Source organism: Mycobacterium kansasii ATCC 12478, assembly GCF_000157895.3.
Classification (GTDB): domain Bacteria; phylum Actinomycetota; class Actinomycetes; order Mycobacteriales; family Mycobacteriaceae; genus Mycobacterium; species Mycobacterium kansasii.
This window is the reverse complement of the sequence record NC_022663.1, coordinates 1,588,995-1,609,277: the sequence shown is the minus strand read 5'-3', so window position 1 is coordinate 1,609,277 and position 20,283 is coordinate 1,588,995. Positions and strand designations below refer to the sequence as shown.

Genomic DNA, 20,283 nt, shown 5'->3' with positions numbered 1-20,283 from the left:
GCCTGACCTGGCTAACCAGACCGCCCCGAATTCACGGCCTCACGCAGGCTTTTGGGCCGCATGTCGGTCCAGTGTTCCTCGACGTATTGCAGACAATCTGCCCGGCTGGCTTCGCCGTACACCTTGCGCCAGCCGACCGGGATCTCGGCGAACGTCGGCCACAGGCTGTGCTGCTCTTCGTCGTTGACCAGGACGCAAAAGGTGCCGGTCTCGTCATCGAAGGGATTGGTGCTCATCAGTTCTCCTATTAGAAGGGTCGGTTTGGGGTAGCTCGGCGCCCAGCACCCGGTCGGAAAGTAGGCCCAGGCAGCTGAGGTTGGGAAATCCGGGCCCCTGGTTCAGGCCGGCCAGTCCGGGCAGAAACAGCTTCGGCGTGACGCTGTTGACGGCGAGGTCGTAGCCGATCGACTCCTGCAAGCGTTCGCTCCTGAGCGGCCCGCCCAGCCCGAGCTCGAGCAGGTCGAGCGCATCCTGGTTCAGCAGCGTGGTAAACCACAGCGCGTCAACCCCCGAGCCGTCGATGACCAGGTCGAAACCGTGGACGGTTTCGAAGTTTTCGGTGCCCCGGTCGGTGCTCAGGGTGAGCCGGATCTGCTGGTCGCGATCGACCGCGTGCGCAACCCGGCCGCGCAGGTGGCGGATCCGGTCGTCGGCCATCAGTGCATCCTGCACGCTCGACGAGAACACTCCGCGGTCGGTGCGTGCGATCGCGTCGCGTCGTTCCGGCAAAGTCAGGGCGGCCCAGTCGGACGGGTCGGAGAACAGTGAGTTCTCGAAGAAGCCCTCGCCCCGGGTGAACAGCGTGACCTGCGGTGAGATGACGGTGATCGTCGAAATCGGGTGCCGGAACAGCTCATGGAGCATGGCCGCGGCCGTCTCACCGCCGCCGATCATCGCGACCCGCTCGGCGCTGATCCGGTCGTGCTGGGCGGCACGATGCCAGAACTGCGCGATGGAGAGCACCCGCGGATTGCCCGGCAGCAGGGTCCGTTCGGCTTGGCCGGGCCCGGTGATCATCAACCCGTCGGCGTGCACGGTGCGCTCGGGGGTGTGCAGCACCCAGTGTCGGCCGTCGAGGGCGATTCGGTCGACCTCGCCGTAGACCACTGTCATGTCGATTCGCTCGGCGACCCAGCGCAGATACTGGCCCCACCGGCCGTGGGTCGGCGCGGGGCGGCCACGGTCGATCCATTGGGCGAATTGACCGGTGGCGATCAGATACGCCTGCCAGCTGTAGCGCGTCATCCGCTCGTCGAGTTCGGCGTTGCGGCGTGGCACCAACGACGAGCGGTACGGGAAGCCGACGTCTTTTTCCGGGCTGGTGCCCAGGCTTTGGGCGCCGTCGGTCCAGCCGCCGCCGGCCTGCCAGTTGGCGGCCACGCCGGTGCGTTCGACGGCGACGACGTCGGGTGTGTCGACACCCATGGCGCGTAACACCGACGCCTTGGCCGCGACGGCCACCGCCTTGGCCCCGGCGCCGACGACCGCTAGCGTAGTCATGCCACGCACTCCCTGAGAGATTCATTCCAAAGATCCTGCAGCGCGGTCAGTTCCGGCTCGCTGAGGATATCTGGCAGGGCACGCCACTGAGTCAACAACACTTGCTGATCGCCAGAGCCCAGCAGGGTGGCCATGATGACCAGTTCGTGACGCACCGCCACGTTCGGTTCGGGCAGCGGCGGCAGTCCGCCCAGCAGCTCGCGGTCGAGGCGCACGCTGGTGCCGGCGTCACCGACGTCGGCGCGGCCCAGATAGTTCAGCAGCAGCTGCGGCCCTGGAACACTGTTGAGCGCAGCCGCGGTGTCGGCGCGCAGGTAGCGCAGCAGACCGTAATCGATTCCGGCGCCGGGGATAGCCGCCAATTGCGCGGTCACGCGATGCGGGTCGGTGGAATGCACTCGCAGCGGATAGATCGCGCTGAGCAGGCCCACGGTGTCGGTGGTGTCAACGGCGTCACTGGTGTCCTGGTCGGTGTCGTCTACCACAGCGTCGGCGCGGCCGTGGGTTTCCAGGGCCAGCAACGGCGCCGGTGTCGGCTGACCCCGGCGTTGCCGCCACCGGGTCACCGTCCGCGCCGCCGCCGCGACCAGCAGGTCAAACATCGGGACATTCGAATCCAGTAGTTGACCGGTGATAGCGGTGTCGGTCACTGCGGCGCGGATCAGCAGGCCAGCGGCCCGATCACGGTCGGCCTGTACCCGTCGGGCGCCCAGATCCGGGTCCTCACCCTGGAGCTGGGAAAGCCAAAACGGCATGGTGTCAAGGGTTTCGGCACGCCGCATGAGCGCTTGGGCCCACCGCCGGTAGCTGGTGTGCTCGGGAACAGGCGCCGGTGCGTGTCCGCCGGCCAGTACATGCAAGGCGGCGTCGAGTTCACCGAGCACCACCCGCCACGATGCCGGGTCCATCGCCAGCACATGTGCGGCCAGTAGCAGCACCCCCGGTCCGCTCGGCGGCCGCAACCACCTGGCGGACAGCAGCGAACCACGTTCGGGATCAAGGCTTTCCAGAGCCTTCTCGGCGTGTGCGGTGACCGCTGCCGGCAGATCGCCGGACACCGCTGCCTCGTCGAAGAAGTCACCGACCGGGGTGGGCACCAGGACCATGCTGGTGCGGTCCAGGCGGCTACGCAGCACTTCGTGGCCGTCGACGATGGCGGTCAGCGCCGCCCGCAGCTGCTCGGCGGTGATGCCCTCGGGCACCCGGATGGCCTCGACCTGTCCCATTCGCCGTGGCTCACCGTATTCGTAGACCCAAATCGCGTTGGGCAGCAACGGAATCGGTTCGGTACTGTGCTCAGCGTCGCGGGCTGCGCCGGTGGTTTCGGCGTCGATCGCGGCGGCGAGTTCGCGAATGTTGTTGCACTCCAGGATGAGCCGGGCGCGTAGCGGAATGCCGCGGCGGCGCGCCGCCTGGACCACCGAAAGCGCCACGATGCTGTCCAGTCCCAATTCCAGGAAATCTGCGGTCACGTCGACCTCGGGGATCTGCAACATCTCCGAAAGCAACTCGGCTAGCGTGGATTCCGTTGCGGTTTCGGGTGCGGACCCGACGGTGCCGGCATCGACGTCGGGCAGCGCGGCCTCGTCCAGCTTACCGTTGGCGGTCAGCGGGATCTCGTCGACGACGACGATGCGCTGCGGCACCATGTAGCGCGGCAGCCGCTCACCGAGCATGGTCCGCAACTCGGCTTCGGTGGGCGCGGAGCCGTTCGCGGTCGCGGCGCAAGCCGTCAACCGCGCGCCGCCCGGATGTTCGCGGACCACGACATGGGCATGACGAACCCCCGGGTGCGCCTGCAGCGCCGCGGCGATCTCGCCGGGTTCCACCCGATAGCCGCGGATCTTCACCTGCTCGTCGGCGCGGCCCAGATAGACCAGCGACTCGTCGGGCTGGCGGCGCACCACGTCGCCGGTGCGATACATCCGCTCCCCGGACCCGAAGGGGTCGGCGATGAATCGGTGTGACGTCTCACCGGGACGTCGGAGATAGCCGCGCGCCAATTGTGCTCCTGCCACATACAATTCGCCGGCCGCGCCGTGCGGTACCGGGCGCAGCGCGGAGTCCAGCACATAGGCGCGGCTCTGCCGGGTCGGGCGCCCGATCGACGGCGCGGCGTACTCGGTGATGTCGGCGATCACTGCCTCGACGGTGGTTTCGGTGGGACCGTAGCAGTTGTAGGCCGCCATCCCGCTGCGCGCGCACGCGTCGCGGATCATGTTCCAGGTCGGCGGGACGACGGCTTCGCCGCCCAGCGCGAGCACCGTCAACGGCACGCTCGCGAGCAAACCGAAGGCTCGCAGCTGGGCGAACATCGATGGGGTGGTGTCGATCATGTCGATGCGGTGCTCGGCGATCGCCTGCACCAGCGACTCGGCGTCGCGCTGGGTGCGTTCGTCGACGACGTGCACGGTGTGGCCGTCGAGCAGGGCCACCAACGGCTGCCAGGCGGCGTCGAACGCGAACGACCAGGCATGCGCGATCCGCAGCCGACGCCGCAGCCGGGCGGCGGCGGGCCGCAGGACGGTGTCGATGTGGTCGTCGGCATAGGCGCCCAGCGCGGCGTGGGTTCCGATGACGCCCTTGGGTTCTCCGGTGGTCCCGGAGGTGAACACCACATAGCCGGCTTGGCTGGGGTCGACGTCGACGGGACGGAAATCGACGGCCTGGTCGGATGCCTCGGAGTCCACCGACGCGACCATGTCCTCGTCAATGACGATGGTGGCACCGGTCTGGCGCAGGATCGACTCCACCCGCTCCGGCGGCGTTCCCGGTTCCAGCGGCACGCACACCGCGCCGGATTTGAGCACCGCGAGTAGCGCGACGACATACTGCGGGCCGCGGGAAAGCCGAACCGCCACCGGCTTTTCCGGTTGGGCCCCGCGACCGATCAGTACCGCGGCCAGCCGATTGGCCGCCGTGTCCAGCTCGCCGTAGGACATGGACCCGCAAGTCCAGCTCAGTGCCTCCTGGTCGGGACCGGCCTGCGCAGCCGCGGCGAAGCGGGTGTGAAAGCCTGCTGTCGGGCGGGCCGGCGCCGTGCCGGCGGCGCGCAGCGGCCGGGTCTCTGCATCGAACAACACGCTGACCTCGCGCAGCGGGCGCTCCCAACTTGACAGCAGCCGCTCGGCGGTGGCCAGCACGCGCCGGCCGAGCATCTCACCGGTGGTAGCGCCCAGTGCGCCGCCGAGCACCTCGACGAACATGACCAGCTGCCCGTCGTCCAGGTGGGCGGCCAGCGCGACCGGGAAATGCGTCACGCTCTCCAGCCCGGCCGGCCGGAATGTCACACCGCCCGCGGTCAACTCACCACCGTCAGCCAGTCCCGATGTGGGGAAGTTCTCATAGACCAGCAGCGTGTCGAACATCTCGCCGACGCCGCCGATCGTCCGTAGCTGCGCGTGGCTGAGATAGCTGTGGTCGCGCAGCATCGCAGCACTCCGTTGCAGCGCAACGCATTGCGCGCCGACTTCGGCGTTGGCGTCGAGCCGCACCCGCAGCGGCACGGTGTTGATGAACAACCCGATCATGGTTTCGACGCCGGACAGTTCGGCGGGCCGGCCCGAGACCGTGACGCCGAACACCACGTCGTCGCGGTCGGTCAGCCGTGACAACACCAGCGCCCAGGCCATCTGCATCAAGGTGTTCACGGTGATTCCGCGCGAGCGGGCACCGTCGTTCAACCACGCGGTGGTCTGCCGGTCGGTGCGCAGCTCGGTGCGCCGGGGCAATCCGGTCCGGGGCGCTTCGGTGGCCATCGACGCCGCCAATAGCGTCGGGCCGGGCAACCCGGCAAGGTGCTCACGCCATACCTGCTCGCTGGCCGAGCGGTCCCGCGCGGCCAGCCACCCGATGTAATCCCGGTACGGCCGCGGCTTGACCGGCAGCGCGTCCGGGTCACCCCCCGCCCCGTACAGCGCGATCATCTCCGCCGCGAACACCGGCAGCGACCACCCGTCGATCACGATGTGATGCGCGGTGATCACCAAATGCCAACGGTTATCCGGTAATTCGATCAGCAGGAAACGGATCGCCGGTGTCTTTTCGAAGTCGAACGGCCGAGACCGTTCCGCGGCCGCCAGTTTTTCGATATCCGCGGGCTTGGCTGTAACTTGGCGCCAGGGCAGCTCGACCCGCGACGGCACGACCTGCACGGGCCGGGGGATGTCGCGGCTGACGAAGCTGGCCCGCAGATTCGGGTGGCGCATCAGCATTTCCGCCGCGCAGTCCTTGAGCAGGTCGACGTCGAGCGGACCGGCGATATCGGCGGCGATCCCGACCAGGTACGGGTCGTCGACCGGAGACCCGGCACCGGCATCGGCCAGCCCGGATAGCACCGTCAGCGAATACAGCCCTTCCTGCAAAGGGCTCAGCGCCATCACATCCTCGATGCCTGAGGGGGCACCGGTTTCGGTGGCGGTCATTGGTTACTCCACGATTGCGTGACCGCCGCCAGCTGCTCGGCGGACAGCCCGGATGTGCTCATCGGCTCGTGGTGGGTATCGGCGTCGGCAGCGCCGTCGGCCCCTCCGGAGTCCAGGACGGCGCCAGTGGATTCCACACCCGATTCCACCGCGGCCGCCAGCTGCTGCACGGTCGGGTTCTCGAACACCAGCCGCGGACTGACCGGCAGACCGGCCGCCCGCGCCCGCGCCGCCAGCTGCACCGACAGGATGCTGTCACCGCCGAGGGTGAAAAAGTCGTCGAAGCGCCCGATTTCGTTGATCGGCAGCAGGTCGACGAAGATCTCGGCCAGCGCCCGCTCGATGTCGGTGCTCGGCGGCTCGCGGTGTCCGGTGGTGCTCACCGACGGCCGCGGCAGGCCGGGCCGGTTCAGCTTGCCCGACTCGGTCTTCGGCATCTCGTCGAGGACGGTGATCGACGACGGCATCATGTAGCCCGGCAGCACCGCGGCGACTTCGGCCCGAACCGCCGATGCGAACGCCGATTTCGCCTCCTCGCCGGGAGCAGGGTGGTGCGGCACCACATAGCCGGCCAAGGTGATGCTGCCGTCGACGTCCCAGGTGCGCGCCGCCGCCACGGCCACCCCGTCGGCGGCCTTCAAGGCGGCTTCCACCTCGCCCAGTTCGACGCGGAACCCGCGCACCTTGACCTGATGGTCGGTGCGGCCGACGAATTCGAGTCGGCCGTCTTGCGTCCAGCGGGCCCGGTCACCGCTGCGATAGAACCGCGCACCGGGCTCGGCGGCGTACGGGTTGGCCACGAACCGCGCTGCCGTCAGGCCGGGCCGTTTCCAGTAGCCGCGCACCAATTGCCCGCCGGCGTAATACAATTCGCCGACCACACCGGGCGGCACCGGGTTCAGGCCGTCGTCGAGCAGATACACCTGCGCGTCGGGCATCGGGGTGCCCAGCAGCGGCACCGGCGGGGTCATCGGTCCGCGGACCAGCGCGCCGGACGTTTCGGTGGCGCCGAAGTTATTGAGCAGCTGCGGGCCTGAACCTGAACCGTCGGAGCCGTAGTGGGCCAGCAACCGCTCCTGCAGTGACGCGGTCAGCGGCTCGGCGCCGCACACCAGCCGGTACAGCGACCGCAGCGCCTCGGGCCACGTGTCAACGATGGTCGAGACCAGGCTGGGCACCGCGGTGACCTGGGCCACCGAGTGACGCCGGATCAGCGAGGCCAGCGCCTCGGGATCGCGGTGCTCGGTGTCGTCGGCCAGGATCGTGGTGGACCCGGCGGCCAGGCCGCCCAAGGTTTCCATGCACCCCTCGAGGAAGTTCCACGACGCCTGCGCCAGGCGGATATCTTCGGTGTCGTTGCCGGCTACCGGGTAATTCCATAGCTGCCAGTTCAGCCGGGTGGTCATCGCCCGATGGGTGCCCAAGACACCCTTCGGTGTGCCCGTCGATCCGGAGGTGAACACCAGATACATCGGGTCGTCCGGATGAGCGGCGGGCAACGGATCTGCCGACGGCTCTCGGTCCAGAGCCTCCTGCACCGCCGGGTCGTCGAGCGAAATAAACGTCACCTCAGGCGATTCCGGCATAGTCTCCAGAGCCTCGGACGTCACGACCACCACCTGCGGCGCGACGTCGTCGAGCATCAGCTGTTTGCGCGCGGCGGGATAACCGGGGTCCAGTGGGAAGAAGCCGGCGCTGGCTTTCATGATGCCGACCAGCGCGACCACCATGTCGATGCCGCGCCGTGTCGACAGGCCCACCAGCGATCCGGGCCCCACGCCCCGCTCGACAAGCAGGTGCGCGAAGTTGTCCGAACGACGATGCAGCGCAGGGTAGTCGATCTGCTCGTCGGCGCAGCGCAGCGCGATGCGATTGGTGCCCCATCGGCGGCTGGGCTCGAGCAGCTCGGCGATCGTGCACGCGCGCTCGGCCGGCGGCTCGGGGCCGCGGCTCCACCGGGCGAGAATGTGCTGCCGCTGCTCGGCATCGAGCAATTGCACGTCGCGCAGCCGCTGATCGACGTCGCCGGCAAATGCGTCGATGACCTGCATCAGCCAGCCGACCAGCCGTTCGATCGTGCTGCGGTGATACAGCTCGGTGCGGTAGAGAATGTTGCCTTGATATGCGGCTTCTTCAGCATCGGAAGTGGCGAAGAAGTTGACGCTCAGATCGGCGTGGGCGATGTCGAACGTCGGCTCCAGCGCGGTGAATACGGTGTTGCCGGCCGCGCTGGTGTCGATCACCCGTTCGCCGGGCAGGTGATCGCGGACGTGCACGACGGTCTGGAACAGCGGGTTTCGCGACAGCGTCCGCACCGGGCTGACCGCGTCCACGACTCGGTCGAACGGCAGGTCCTGGTGGGCGTAGGCGGCCAGCGCCGTTTCGCGGGCCCGGGTCAGCACCTCGCGCAGCGACGGGTTGCCGTCCAAGTTGTTGCGCAGTACCAGGATGTTGATGAAAAAGCCGATCAGTTGGTCGAGTTCGGGCTCGGTACGCGCCGCGATCGGTGTGCCCAGCGGTATATCCACGCCGCCGCCGGCTTTGTGCAGCACCACGGCGACAGCCGATTGCAGCAGCATGAATTCGGTGACACCCAGCTCCCGGCACAGCTCGGTGAGCTTGCCGCGGGCCTGTGCGCCGATGCTGAACTCGACGGAGTCGCCGGCGCCGCTGGGCACCCCCGGACGCGGAAGGTCGGGCCGCAGCCCGGTGTCCTCGGGTATGCCCTCCAGCTGGCGCACCCAGTAGTCGCGTTGCGCTCGGGCGATGCTGGACTGGTCGTCTTGCTCCGACAACAACTCACCCTGCCAGGCCGCGTAATCGGCGTATTGGAGCGGCAACGGTGCCCAGGACGGCTGTTGCCGGGAGTGGCGAGCGCGGTAGGCGGTGAGCAGGTCGGCGAAGAGCACTCCGCCCGACCAGTGGTCGATCGCGATGTGGTGCACCACCAACGACACTACGTGCTCATCACCGGTATGCAGCACCGCGGCGCGGATCGGCCATTCGCGGTCCAGCTGGAAACTGTAGTGGCGCTCGCTGTCCAGCTGCTGCCGCAACCACCCTGCACCCTCCCCGGCCGCCTGCCGCACCGGCAGTTCAGCGGCGGGTTGGACCACTTGATAAGGCACACCGTCGATTTCGGTGTAGGTGGTGCGCAGGATCTCGTGGCGCCGAACCACGTCGCTGACGGCGGCGACCAGCGCGTCGACATCGCACGGCCCGCTCAATCGGGCGGCGAAGGGGATGTTGTTGACCTCGCTGGGTCCCTCGATCTGGTAAGCGAACCAGGTTCGCAGTTGGGCGGCCGACAGCGGCAGCGGACCCTCGTGTGGGGTTTTGACCAGCTTGGGCCGCTTGAAAGTGACCGCACCCGACTGCACCTGGTCGACACGTTCGGCCAGCCGCCCCACCGTCACCAGCTCGAAGACGTCGCGGATCCCGAGTTCGGCACCGCATTCGGAGCGGATCGCGGCGACCAGCTTGGTGGCCACCAGCGAGTGCCCGCCGAGGTCGAAGAACGAGTCGTCCACACCGACCCGGTCGTGGCCCAGCAACTGGGTGAACAAGCCGGCGACAATGCGCTCGGACGCCGTGGTGGGTTCGCGATATTCGGCGGCCGACGCGATCTCGGGCTGCGGCAGCGCGTCCCGGTCGATCTTGCCGTGCGTCGTGATCGGGATTTCGTCGAGGACGACGTAGGCGGCGGGGGTCATGTAGTCCGGCAGCGCGGCGGCCACCCGGGCCCGGATGCGGTCCACGTCGACGGTTTCGGTGCCGCCGTCGGACGGAGTCACGTAGCCGACCAGGCTCTTGCCGAGCCCCGGCAGATCGATGGCGATCACGACCGCCTGCCCGACGCTGGGATCGACCGAGATGGCCGCGGCGATTTCGCCGAGCTCGATGCGGAAGCCGCGGATCTTCACCTGCTCGTCGGCCCGGCCGACGAATTCGATGTCGCCGTCGGCGTTGCGGCGGGCCAAGTCCCCGGACCGGTACAGCCGCCCGCCGGGGGTGAACGGGTCGGCGACGAAGCGTTCGGCGGTCAGCGCCGGCCGGCGGTGGTAACCATGGGCCATATGCGTTCCGCCGATATAGATTTCGCCGATCACCCCGACCGGGACGGGCTGCAGCGCATCGTCGAGCAGATACACCTGGGTGTTGATCTTGGGCCGGCCGATCGGGACGATCCGGGTGCCCTGGGTGCCTTCGACCTGATAGCTGGTGGCGTTGATGACGGTCTCGGTCGGTCCGTAGAAGTTGTACAACAGCGCGTCGAAGGTGGCGTGGAACTTGTCGGCGACCTCACCCGGCAGCGGCTCCCCGCCGATCGGCACCCGGCGCAGGGTGCGCCACTGGTTGACACCGGGCAGCGACAGGAACAGGCCGAGCAGCGATGGCACGAAGTGCATCGAGGTGATGCCCTCGCGGTAGAGCAGATCGGTCAGATAACCGATGTCGCGCAACCCGTCCGGCCGCGGAATCACCAGCCGGCCCCCACAGATCAGCAGCCCGAAGATCTCGGCGATGGACACGTCGAACCCGGGCGAGGCCACCTGTAGCAGCCGGTCGGTCTCGTCGACCTGGTACTCGTCGCCGAACCAGACGAAGTATTCGGTGACCGGGGCATGCGGCACCGGCACCCCCTTGGGCAGGCCGGTGGATCCGGAGGTGTAGATCAGGTAGGCGGTGTTGGCGGGCCGCAGCGGCCGGACCAGCTCGTCGGGCGCCGGGTCGGCCGGCGAATACCCTGCCAGGTCGGTAACCGGTTCGCGCAGCACAAGTTTGGCCTCGGCGTCGTCGAGGATGTAGGACAGCCGGTCTTCTGGATAGGTCGGGTCGACCGGTAGGTAGACGGCACCGGCTTTGAGGACGCCCAGGGCGGTGATGACCAACTCCGGAGACTTGTCCAGGACCACCGCTACGCGGTCCTCGGTCCCAACGCCCTGGTCGATCAGCCAGTGCGCCAACCGGTTTGCTTCCTCGTTGAGTTCGCGGTAGGTGTATTGACGGTCCTCGTAGACGACGGCGACGGCGTCGGGCGAGGACGCCGCGCGTTCGGCCACCAACGCCGGCATGGTGGTGGGTGTCGTCGAGAACTGCTGGCCGGTGGCGACTTTGCGCAGCCACTCGGCTTCGGCGGCACCGAACAGCGAGAGCCGATTCAGCTCGGTGTCGGGGTCGGCCAGCGCGCTGTCGAGCAGGATGGCGTAATGCTCGAGCAGCTGAGTGGCCAGCGGCGGATCGAGCACCTCGACGAGGTACTCGGCCTCCACCAGCGCCCCGGTTCCGGACAACTCCACCGTGAAGCTCAAGGGCAACTGGCTGAATTGGCCTTGCAGATCGCCGCGGCGGCACTGCACGCCGGGCGGGCAGAAGCCGCCGCCGTCGGATTCGCGGAGGCCGAAGCTCACCCGGGTCATCCGGTCGGCGCCGTGGCGACGGTCGGGGTTGGACTCCCGCACCAGCCAGTCGAGGTTGACACGCTGGTGGGCGAAAGCCCCGGTGGTGACGTCGCGGGTGTGCGCCAGCAGGTCACGGAATGTCTGCCGCGGCTGCGGCTGGGCTCGTACCACGACGGTGTTGCCGTAGTAGCCGATCGCATTCTCGGCCCCGGCATTGCGGTCCGTAACCGGTGCCGCGATCAGGAAATCCGTGGCATGGGTGTAGCGGTGGATCAGCGCGGCGAATGCGGCCAGCATCACCACGTAGGGGGTGGCCTCGCACTTGCCGGCCAGCGCGGTGACCCGGCCGAGGGTGTCCGCGGACAGCTGAGCCGACACCCGTTGCGCTCGCCAGGTGCTGGGCACCGCAGAACCGTTGGCACCCGGAAGTTCCAGCGGCTCGGGCAGATCCGCCATCAACGATCGCCAATAGGCCAGATCCTCGTCGAGGGTGCCGGCGGTAGCAGCCGGCACCGGTGGCGTCGCGCCGTCGAGGCCGGCGGTGTCGGAGTAGGCACGGGTCAAGTCCGTGAAGAACGGGCCCCACGATGCGTCATCCCAAGCGATGTGATGGGCGGTGATCAACAGCATCAGCTCGTCGTTGCTCAGTCGCACCGCGGTGACCCGCAGCGGGGAGTCGGCGGCCAGATCGAAGGGACGGCGAAACTGCCGTTGCGCCAGTACTTCCAGCCGCAACTGCCGGGCCTGCTCGGACAGCCCGCAAAGGTCGTGTTGGGCCCAGCCGGGCCGCAGGTCATCGTGCACCACCGGGCGCGGATCTCCGTCGTCGTCGGCGTGATAAGTGGTGCGCAGCACCGGGTGCCGAACCGCAACGGCGTCCAGCGCCCGGTGTAACCGCCCGACGTCGACGGTTCCGGTCAACCGGTAGGACGCGCAGACGTTGAGCAGTGAGCTGCTCGGGTCGATCGACTGCACGAACCACAGCCGGCGCTGACCATCGGACAGCGGGGGGCCGGGGTCCTGCTGTGAGTCCTGGGGAGGCGACGCGGACCAGGCCAAGTCAGGCTCGGGCAGCCCACGGCGTAACGACGTCAGGTCTTGGTGGGTGTCAGTCACGCGAGGATCTCAACCTTTCTCGTCTTTCGGGATTCGCGGTAGACCCGGGCTCCGCCGTCGGCTCCGGGCTTGCGGCTGGGCGGTCCGCGCTGAGAGCCGACTGCAGAATCGCGATCAGCTCGGCGCCGGTGATACCGCCGAGCAGTCGGGCTGCGGGCACCGATTGGCCGGTCCATCGACGTAACCGGTCACGCAGGTCCAGCGCCAGCATCGAGTCCGCGCCGAGGTCGACCAGCGCCACGTTCAGGTCGACCGCCGCCGGACCATCGAGACTGAATGCCGCAGCGATCTCGGCGCGTACCAGCTCACTGATCGGTCGCTGGTCCGGACTCCGGCTGTCGGCCGCCGAATCGTCGTCGCTTTCGGCGGTTGTCGTCGAGGTGAACGGCATTGCGGCGCCCTGGCTTTCGAAGAACACCCGAAGGCGGTCGAAATCGGCGGCCAGAATCAGCGGGTCGCCTTGACGGCACCCGAGACCGGTCGTGATCGCCGCGTCGGGGTCCATGGCGATCAAGCCGGACCGCTCAATGCGGGCGACGTCGTCGGCGCCGGCGATCGTGGTGCCCTGCCACAAGCCCCACCGCACCGACATGCAGTTCAATCCGTTACCGCGCAACTGGGCGGCCACGGTGTCGAGCATCCGGTTGGATGCCGCATAGCCGGCGTGCCCGTAGCCGCCCCACACTCCGGATACCGAGGAACACAGCAGGATCCGCGCATCCGGCCGCAGCGGCCAGGCGTCGGTCATCCGGACCAGGCCGGTTACCTTGGCGGAGAACACATCTGCCCACTCCAGGCCGCCGAGTTGGTCATGGGGGGCGAAGCGGGCTGCGCCGGCGGCGTGGATCAGCAGCGACGCGCCGTCGCCCGCGTACTCGCCGGCCACCGCCGACAGCGCGTCGGCGTCGGTGATGTCGCAAGCCGGGGCGTGCACTTGCGCGGGGTATCCCGCCGTCAACCGGTCCAGCTCGTCCCGGTCGACGCTGTTGCGGCTCAACAGCGTGACCCGCCGAGCGCCGTGTTCGACGCAGTGCCGGGCGTACCGCAGGCCGATGGTGCCGTTGCCGCCGGTGATCACCACATGGTCCAAAGCCGCGGCGTCGACGCCTTCGGGCGCGGATTCGGCGGACTGGCGCAGTGTCCGGACGAAGCTATCGAGCCCGGTGCCCGAATCGTGTGCGCGCACCGCGACTTCGGTGTGATCGTCCAGCAACACATCGATGCACCGGCGGGCTGTCGCCTCGTCGATTTCCCGGCCCGGCACGTCGAGGTGGGCGAATGTCTGGTCGGGGAACTCGAAACCGACGCTGCGGTGCATCGCGGCCAGCGCGGCCTGCGCCGGCAAAGCTAGCGGTGCGCGAGCGTCCACCTGTTCACCGCACATGGTGACCAGCCAGACGCGTCGACAGCGCGGACCGACCGCCTGGTGATAGTCGAGTTGTTTCGCGCCGCTGCGGAGTTGGCCGGCTGCGGCGACCGCGTCCGGCTGCAGCAGAGCCGGTGCGATGATCACGGCGATCTCCGCCTCGGCTGGTCCCGTCAGGGCGCACGCGGGATGCGCCCTGACCGCCTCCGTCAGCCGGCGCGCCAACCGATCGCCGGCCGAGTCGGGCGTCACGATCGCGACGGCGGTGGCCGGCCGGTCGGCCGCGCCGTGTTGACCCTGGTCGTGCGCCGGCAGCTGCTCCCACCGCTCGTAGGCGACCACCAGAGCCGACCCGGGTGCCGGCGGCAACGGCTCGGGGGTGGCCCACAAATGTACGGCCCGCATCGGCGCGGTCGGGAAACCCCGCAGCAGCGGCTGGTCGCCGACGCCCGCGACGTCACTCCAGCGGTAACCGGGATTGGCCACCGCGGCAGCGGCGATGCTGGCGGACAGGTGCTCCACGACGGGTTCGTCACGGCGCCCCGAACCCAGGATCAGGGCGTCTTCGGCCAGTTCGGCGAGTGCGTAGCGCAGCGACGGATGCGCCGACATTTCCACGAACGTGCCCGCGCCGCGTTGCCGAGCCGTTACCGCGGCCTGATCGAATCTGACTGTGTTGCGCAGGTTCTGGTACCAGTAGTCGGTGAAGTCGGTGTCTGGCGTGACGACGTCGCCGCGAGCCGAGCTGACGAACTCCACCGGTGCGTCCAAGAACTTCGATGCGGGCAGCAGTTCGCGCAATGTGTCGCGCAGCGATTCCAGCTTGCTGGTGTGCCCGGGATAGTCGACGGTCAGCTCGCGGGCGAAGATACCGTCCTTTTCGGCTCGTCCCACGATGGCGGCCACCGCGTCGCGGTCCCCGGAAACGACACTTGACGACGGCGAGTTGACTGCCGAAACTTCCAGCCAGCCCGGCGTTTCGGCGATCAATCGCTCGGCCCGGTCGGCGCCCATGCTGAGGACCGCCATCCCGTAGCGGCCCGACAGCCGGCCGACCACCGTGGCCCGGGCGGCCACGACCGCGACCGCGTCCGCCAGCGTGATGGTGCCGGCCACATAGGCGGCCGCCGCCTCTCCCAGGCTGTGCCCAATGCTGAGGTCCGGCAGCACTCCGCAAGACCGCCACAGCTGCGCCAGACTGGCGGCGTGGGTGAATTGTGCTCCCTGGATGTCGATCTGCGACCAGCCGTGGTCCGTGTGGGCTGAGGAGCCGGCCGGCAGCTCGCCCAACAGATAGGGCAGCGGCGAAGGCAAACCCGCGGCGGCGAACGCTTGCGCGCATCGGTCCGCCTCGGCCCGGTACGCCGGAAGGCACTGGTAGGCCTGGGCTCCCATCGAGGGCCACTGATTGCCCTGACCCGGGAACGCGAACGCGGTTCGAGTATTGGCGTTCTCCGAAGAGCGGGCGACCAGCGGATGCCGTTCTCCGGCGGCCAGCGCGCGCAGCCCGGACTCGAGATCAGCGCGGTCGGCGGCCCGCACGACCGCGCGGTGTCGGCGCACCCGCCGGGTGCGCAACAGCGTGGCCGCCACCGCCGGGGTCACGTCGTCGGTTCCGGGTTGCGTCGCGAGGTGCTCGAGGTAGTCGAGGATGGCCGCGGCATCCTGACCGATCAGCTCTTCTTCATGTGCGCTGAGCAGCACCGGCACGCGGTTGTCGGGAAGTCGGTGCGTCGCCGTCATGCGGCACCTGCTATCGAGGCCATCGAGACGATCACGTGGGCATTGGTGCCGCTGATGCCGAAGGCGGAGACCGCGCCGATCCGTTGCCCGTCCACGGCCGGCCACGGGGTCAGTTCCTGCGCTAGGCGCAAACCCTGACTGTCCCAATCGATTTCCCGGCTCACCTCGGCGGCGTGCAGGGTGGGCGGAACGGCGCCATGTTCGGCGGCGACCAGAACCTTGGCCAGTCCTAGCCCGCCGCCGGCAGCTTGCGCGTGGCCGAAGTTGGACTTCACCGACCCCAGCAGTGCGCCGCAGCCCGGTTCGGTGTTCCCGTAGGTTTCGGCCAGCGCCTGCAGTTCGGTGCGGTCACCCAGCCGGGTGCCGGTGCCGTGTCCCTCGATCATGCCGATCTGCTCGGGCCCGAGGCCGGCCTGGGCCATGGCCCGCCGGAACAGTCGGCGCTGCGCCGCGCTGGAGGGGGCCGCGAGCCCGGCGCTGCGGCCGTCCTGGTTGAGGGCGCTGGCGCGGACCTCGGCCAGGACCCGCCGGCCGTTGCGCAGCGCAGCCGACTTCCGCTGCAGCACAAACATTGCCGCGCCCTCGGCCCAGACGGTTCCGCTAGCCTGCGCGCTGTAGGGCCGGCAGTGTCCATCGTCGGACAGGGCGTGCTGCTTGGAGAACTCGACGAAGAAGCCGGGAGAGCCCATCACGGTGACTCCGCCGGCCAGGGCCATGTCGCAGTCGCCGGCCCGCAATGCCTGCACCGCAACGTGAAGTGCTGCCAGCGCAGACGAGCAGGAGGAGTCGATCGTCAACGCGGGGCCGGCCAGCCCCAACAGGTAGGAGATCCGGCCGGAAATCACGCCGGACGCGGTCCCGGTGAGCAAGCGTCCGCTGTGGCCGGAGAACTCCGCCATGTCGGGTCCGTAACCAGAGAGGTAGGCGCCGACGTAGCAGCCGACGTCGTGTCCGGCCAGGTCGTCGGGGTTGATGCCGGTGCCTTCCAGGGCGCGCCAGGCGACTCGCAGGGCGACCCGTTGCTGCGGGTCCATCGAGATGGCCTCGCGCAGCGAAATGCCGAAGAACGCCGGGTCGAACGTAGCCGCCCCGGTCAAAAAACCGCCGCAATTGTGAATCCGCTTGAATCCCTCACGGCAGGATCCGGTCAGCAGGTCGCGAATCGGCCAGCCCCGGTCGGTGGGCAGCGGGCACAACCCTTCCTGTCGTTGTGACAGGAAGTCCCAGTAGTCCGCCGCGGTGTCGACACCGCCGGGTGCTTCGATCGCCATGCCGACGATGACGATCGGATCGGGGTCGACGACGGTGCTCGGCTGGCGGTCAGACATCTCAGACATCCTCGTGTGCCCCGCCTCCGCTCGCGGCGGCCGATCGACGCACGGAGGGCCGGGCGCCGCCGCACCCAACTGGGCCCCGTCCGGCCGAGCCATGGGTTCGTCCATACCCATGCTGGTCCCGGCCAAACGTCGGGGCACCAAGGCCCAACGCCGCCAATGCCGCCAATGCCGCCAACGCCGCCAACGCCGCCAATGCCGCCAATGCCGCCAATGGCGCCAATGGCGCCAGTGCCCCCAGTGCCCCCAGTGCCCCCAATGCCCCCAATGCCATAGCCACCTCCCCCCATGATCAGCTCCATATGTTCAGCTTTGGCCGGCCGGCAGATCGGCTGGCGACGCTACGGCGGCGAGCCATCAAAGCCGCCGACGAGGCGAAATCAGCGAAAACCGCTGCGCAGTCTGCACATACGCAGACCGTTGCGACCCGCATACCCGCCGCCGCTAGCCGGTAAACACGCAGCTGAGAGGGCACCGCGCGGTATCTGGACGACCCGATGAACGGACGTTCACCGCCGCACCGGCCACGACGCGCGCGACATGCTGAGGCGCATCCCCGGCGCGCATCCTGGTCATGACCATCGCCGGCGCTGAGACTGCCCTATCGCAGGCGATCGTGACGGCCCGCTATTTCGTTACCCCCGTCATAGTTTTGACTGAGTCTGCGCAGGGAATCGCAGTGAATGTGTTCGAGCGGCTCGGCGGGCAGCACCTGGCGCGGACTGGCTCCGGGGCGGTGGTGTTGGTCGCACCGGTCGCCTTCGAAGCCGATGACGCCGATGACGCCGATGACCATAGGGACTGCGCGGTGCTGCGGCGGACCCGCGACGAATCTCAGTCCGGGCCGCAGCGGCACCCGATCCCGAATCAGATGCCGTGTGACGGTGCCGTCGAGTCGAACGCGACGCCCGCGGCACACCAGAGCGCACCGACAACCAAGGAAGACCCGGTCAAGAAAAGCCGGGCCGCCACCAAGCGATGCCCCACACGGCACCCACTGACGCACTGACGATCGATGAAAGGGCAAACATGTCAACCACATTCGCGGCCTGGATCAAACACGTGCCGGGGCCGGACCGACAATCTCACCGCGGCGCTATCGTGGTGTTCCCGCACGCCGGAGCGGCGGCCGCCAGCTACCGGAAACTGGCAGCGGCCCTGGCCGCCGGCGGCGACACGTTCATCGTCCAGTACCCGCAGCGGGCCGAGCGGCTGAACCATCCGGCGCCCAGAGATATCCACGACCTGGCCCGCGGGCTGTTCCAGGCAGGACCCTGGCACCGCGCGGCGCCGCTGCGGCTGTTCGGGCACAGCATGGGCGCGGTGGTCGCTTTCGAGTTCGCCCGCATCGCCGAACAACGCGGCATCGCGGTGCGCAAGCTGTGGGTGTCGGCCGGGCCGGTGCCGTCCGCGGTCGCCGATCTGCCCGAACTGCCGACCAGTGACACCGAACTGCTGGCCGACCTTGCCAACATGGGCGGGACCGACCCGCGGCTGTTGGCCGACGAGGAGTTCGCCGCGCTGCTGACCAATGCGGCGCGATGCGACTACGAGGCGCTCAACCGGTACGACTGCAGCAACGGCGTACGCATTCGCGCCGATATTCATGTCATCGGCGGCCGCCACGACAACCGCGTCGATGCCGGGTCGCTGCACCGGTGGGCCAACCACACCGACGGCAGATTCACGTTGTCGTTTTTCGACGGCGGGCACTTCTACATCAACGAGCACACCAACACCGTCGCCAACCGCGTCGTGACCAATGTCTGATGCCGCGTTCGTCGCGCACCGGGAAAGGACCGGAAACGGGGTCGGCGGCCGTCGCCGCCAAAGTGGTCATCCCGGCGCAGGGCCGGCATTGACCCGTTGACGGGTCATCCCGGCCGCGCAGCGCCGGCATTGACTCGTTGACGCGGTGCATGTTTGCCCGGCGACACAACCCGCAATCGATCGGAGGCTGACAAGTGCCAGTGCGGATATGGCCGGCGCGAGCGCTGCAGACGCTTCGGAAAAGCACTGCACCCATCGGCGAAGTACCGCCGGACAATCAGCTGTCGTCCATGGACCAAGCCATGTTTACGCTGCTGCGCGCCATGGACCGGGCCGCTGTCGTCCAATGTGTCTGGGTATACGAACATCCCGTCAACTTCGAGGCACTGAAACGCTTCCACCACACCCTCGGCTACGGATTGCTGGGGCGGCGCATCGAGCGTTCGCCACTGCCGTTCGCCCGCCACCGCTGGGTCTGCGACCGGGGGCCGGCGGAGATGGACGTAGCCGAGCATCCGCGTCGCCGTGGTGAACTCAGCGACTGGATCGACGAGCGCGCCCAGAAACCGATCGATCCGGAGCGGGGGCCGGCCTGGCACCTTGGCGTCCTTCCGCTGACGGACGGCTCGACCGCGGTCAGCCTGGTGGCGTCGCACTGCCTGATCGACGGGCTGGGGATAGGCCTCGCGGTCGCCGAGGCGGCCATCGGCAAGAGGCGCAACCTCGGCTATCCGCCGCCGCATTCCCGCACCCGGCTGCGGGCGCTGGCCCAGGACGTCCGCCAAACCGTGCGGGGCGCGCCCGAGGTTGGCCGGGCCCTTGCCGGGGCGGCGAGAGCGGCCCGGCGTCGTCGCCACGAGGAGGCGACCGCCACCGCCTCGACACCGTCGCGTTCCGTCGCCGCCGGGAGCGGCTACGGCGACGAACGTGTCGTTGTACCGGCTATCGCCATCCACGTCGATCTGGATCGGTGGGATGAGCGCGCCAACGCCCTCGGCGGAACCAGTCACCACCTGGCTGCCGGGTTGGCGGCCAAACTCGGCGAGCGGATGGGGCGGATGCGCGCCGGCAACAGCACGGTCACCTTGCAGGTGCCGCTCAGCGATCGCACCGAAGACGACGCCCGGGCCAACACGCTGTCGTTCGTGACTGTGAGTGTCGACCCGAGCCGGGTGACAACCGACCTGTCGCAAACCCGCGCGGCCATCAAGCAGGTGTTCAACACCTTGCGCGAAACCCCGGAAGTGGCTTCGCCGATGCTTCCGCTTGCCCCGCTGGTGTCGTTCGTCCCGAAGCCGGCGCTCAAACGGCTGGCCGAAGCCGCATTCGGCTATGGCGATCTGCCCGTGGCGTGTTCGAGTCTCGGCGATCTGGCCGCCGTGGCGGCCTGCCCGGACGGGACCGAAGCCGAATACGCGTTCGGCGGTGGTGTGATCCAGCGGGTTATGCGGGAGCATCTCGAGCGCCACGGCGAACTGTCGCTGGTGTTCGTGCGGATCAGCGGCAAAATGTGCGTCACCGTCGTGGCCTACCAGGCCGGTGAGGTCTGCTCCAAGCCCCAATTGCGTGAGCTGGCGGCACGCACCCTCGCCGAGTTCGAGCTCAGCGGGGTGATCGAGTAACCGGGA

The 20,283-nt window shown here is 68.6% G+C and carries 9 protein-coding genes; 3 read left to right on the top strand and 6 right to left on the bottom strand.

Annotated elements, in window-relative coordinates; translation table 11 throughout:
- Positions 1 to 11: 11 nt before the first annotated feature.
- The 6 genes from MKAN_RS06825 to MKAN_RS06800 are packed head-to-tail and all read right to left on the bottom strand — an operon-like array spanning position 12 to position 16,879.
- Positions 12 to 236, bottom strand: a complete 225-nt coding sequence (locus tag MKAN_RS06825) for an MbtH family protein (RefSeq protein ID WP_023366544.1) — start codon at positions 234 to 236, stop codon at positions 12 to 14.
- The gene (mbtG, locus tag MKAN_RS06820; RefSeq protein WP_023366542.1) at positions 214 to 1,500 is read right to left on the bottom strand and encodes an NADPH-dependent L-lysine N(6)-monooxygenase MbtG; all 1,287 of its coding nucleotides are present in this window, start codon (positions 1,498 to 1,500) and stop codon (positions 214 to 216) included. The genes MKAN_RS06825 and mbtG overlap by 23 nt, the downstream gene beginning before the upstream one ends.
- On the bottom strand, positions 1,497 to 5,924 hold the full coding sequence (locus MKAN_RS06815) for a non-ribosomal peptide synthetase (RefSeq protein WP_023366537.1): 4,428 nt from the start codon (positions 5,922 to 5,924) through the stop codon (positions 1,497 to 1,499). Before MKAN_RS06815 ends, mbtG begins: the two co-directional genes overlap by 4 nt.
- Complete coding sequence (locus MKAN_RS06810; protein ID WP_023366533.1) at positions 5,921 to 12,442, bottom strand: non-ribosomal peptide synthetase; 6,522 nt, start codon at positions 12,440 to 12,442, stop codon at positions 5,921 to 5,923. Before MKAN_RS06810 ends, MKAN_RS06815 begins: the two co-directional genes overlap by 4 nt.
- Positions 12,435 to 15,551, bottom strand: coding sequence for a mycobactin polyketide synthase MbtD (mbtD, locus tag MKAN_RS06805; protein WP_023366531.1), 3,117 nt, complete (start codon positions 15,549 to 15,551; stop codon positions 12,435 to 12,437). The genes MKAN_RS06810 and mbtD overlap by 8 nt, the downstream gene beginning before the upstream one ends.
- A complete protein-coding gene (locus MKAN_RS06800) occupies positions 15,548 to 16,879 on the bottom strand; it encodes a beta-ketoacyl [acyl carrier protein] synthase domain-containing protein (protein ID WP_036392787.1) in 1,332 nt (443 codons plus the stop codon). The genes mbtD and MKAN_RS06800 overlap by 4 nt, the downstream gene beginning before the upstream one ends.
- A 685-nt stretch (positions 16,880 to 17,564) precedes the next feature.
- Here MKAN_RS06800 and MKAN_RS06795 point away from each other — a divergent pair.
- From MKAN_RS06795 to MKAN_RS06785, 3 genes are all read left to right on the top strand, one after another.
- Entirely contained in the window at positions 17,565 to 17,894 is a 330-nt protein-coding gene (locus MKAN_RS06795; RefSeq protein WP_103850408.1) for a hypothetical protein, read from the top strand.
- Positions 17,895 to 17,914: 20 nt separating this feature from the next.
- Complete coding sequence (locus tag MKAN_RS06790; protein WP_023366525.1) at positions 17,915 to 18,655, top strand: thioesterase II family protein; 741 nt, start codon at positions 17,915 to 17,917, stop codon at positions 18,653 to 18,655.
- 290 nt (positions 18,656 to 18,945) lie between these two features.
- Positions 18,946 to 20,277 carry a wax ester/triacylglycerol synthase domain-containing protein gene (locus tag MKAN_RS06785; protein ID WP_103798062.1) on the top strand — a complete coding sequence of 444 codons (1,332 nt, stop codon included), beginning with the start codon at positions 18,946 to 18,948 and terminating at the stop codon, positions 20,275 to 20,277.
- Positions 20,278 to 20,283 lie beyond the last annotated feature (6 nt).

Coding starts and splice junctions, on each gene's coding strand:
- MKAN_RS06825 (WP_023366544.1), bottom strand. CDS start 236: ATGAGCACCAATCCCTTCGATGACGAGACCGGCACCTTTTGCGTCCTG.
- mbtG (WP_023366542.1), bottom strand. CDS start 1,500: ATGACTACGCTAGCGGTCGTCGGCGCCGGGGCCAAGGCGGTGGCCGTC.
- MKAN_RS06815 (WP_023366537.1), bottom strand. CDS start 5,924: ATGACCGCCACCGAAACCGGTGCCCCCTCAGGCATCGAGGATGTGATG.
- mbtD (WP_023366531.1), bottom strand. CDS start 15,551: ATGACGGCGACGCACCGACTTCCCGACAACCGCGTGCCGGTGCTGCTC.
- MKAN_RS06800 (WP_036392787.1), bottom strand. CDS start 16,879: ATGTCTGACCGCCAGCCGAGCACCGTCGTCGACCCCGATCCGATCGTC.
- MKAN_RS06790 (WP_023366525.1), top strand. CDS start 17,915: ATGTCAACCACATTCGCGGCCTGGATCAAACACGTGCCGGGGCCGGAC.
- MKAN_RS06785 (WP_103798062.1), top strand. CDS start 18,946: ATGGACCAAGCCATGTTTACGCTGCTGCGCGCCATGGACCGGGCCGCT.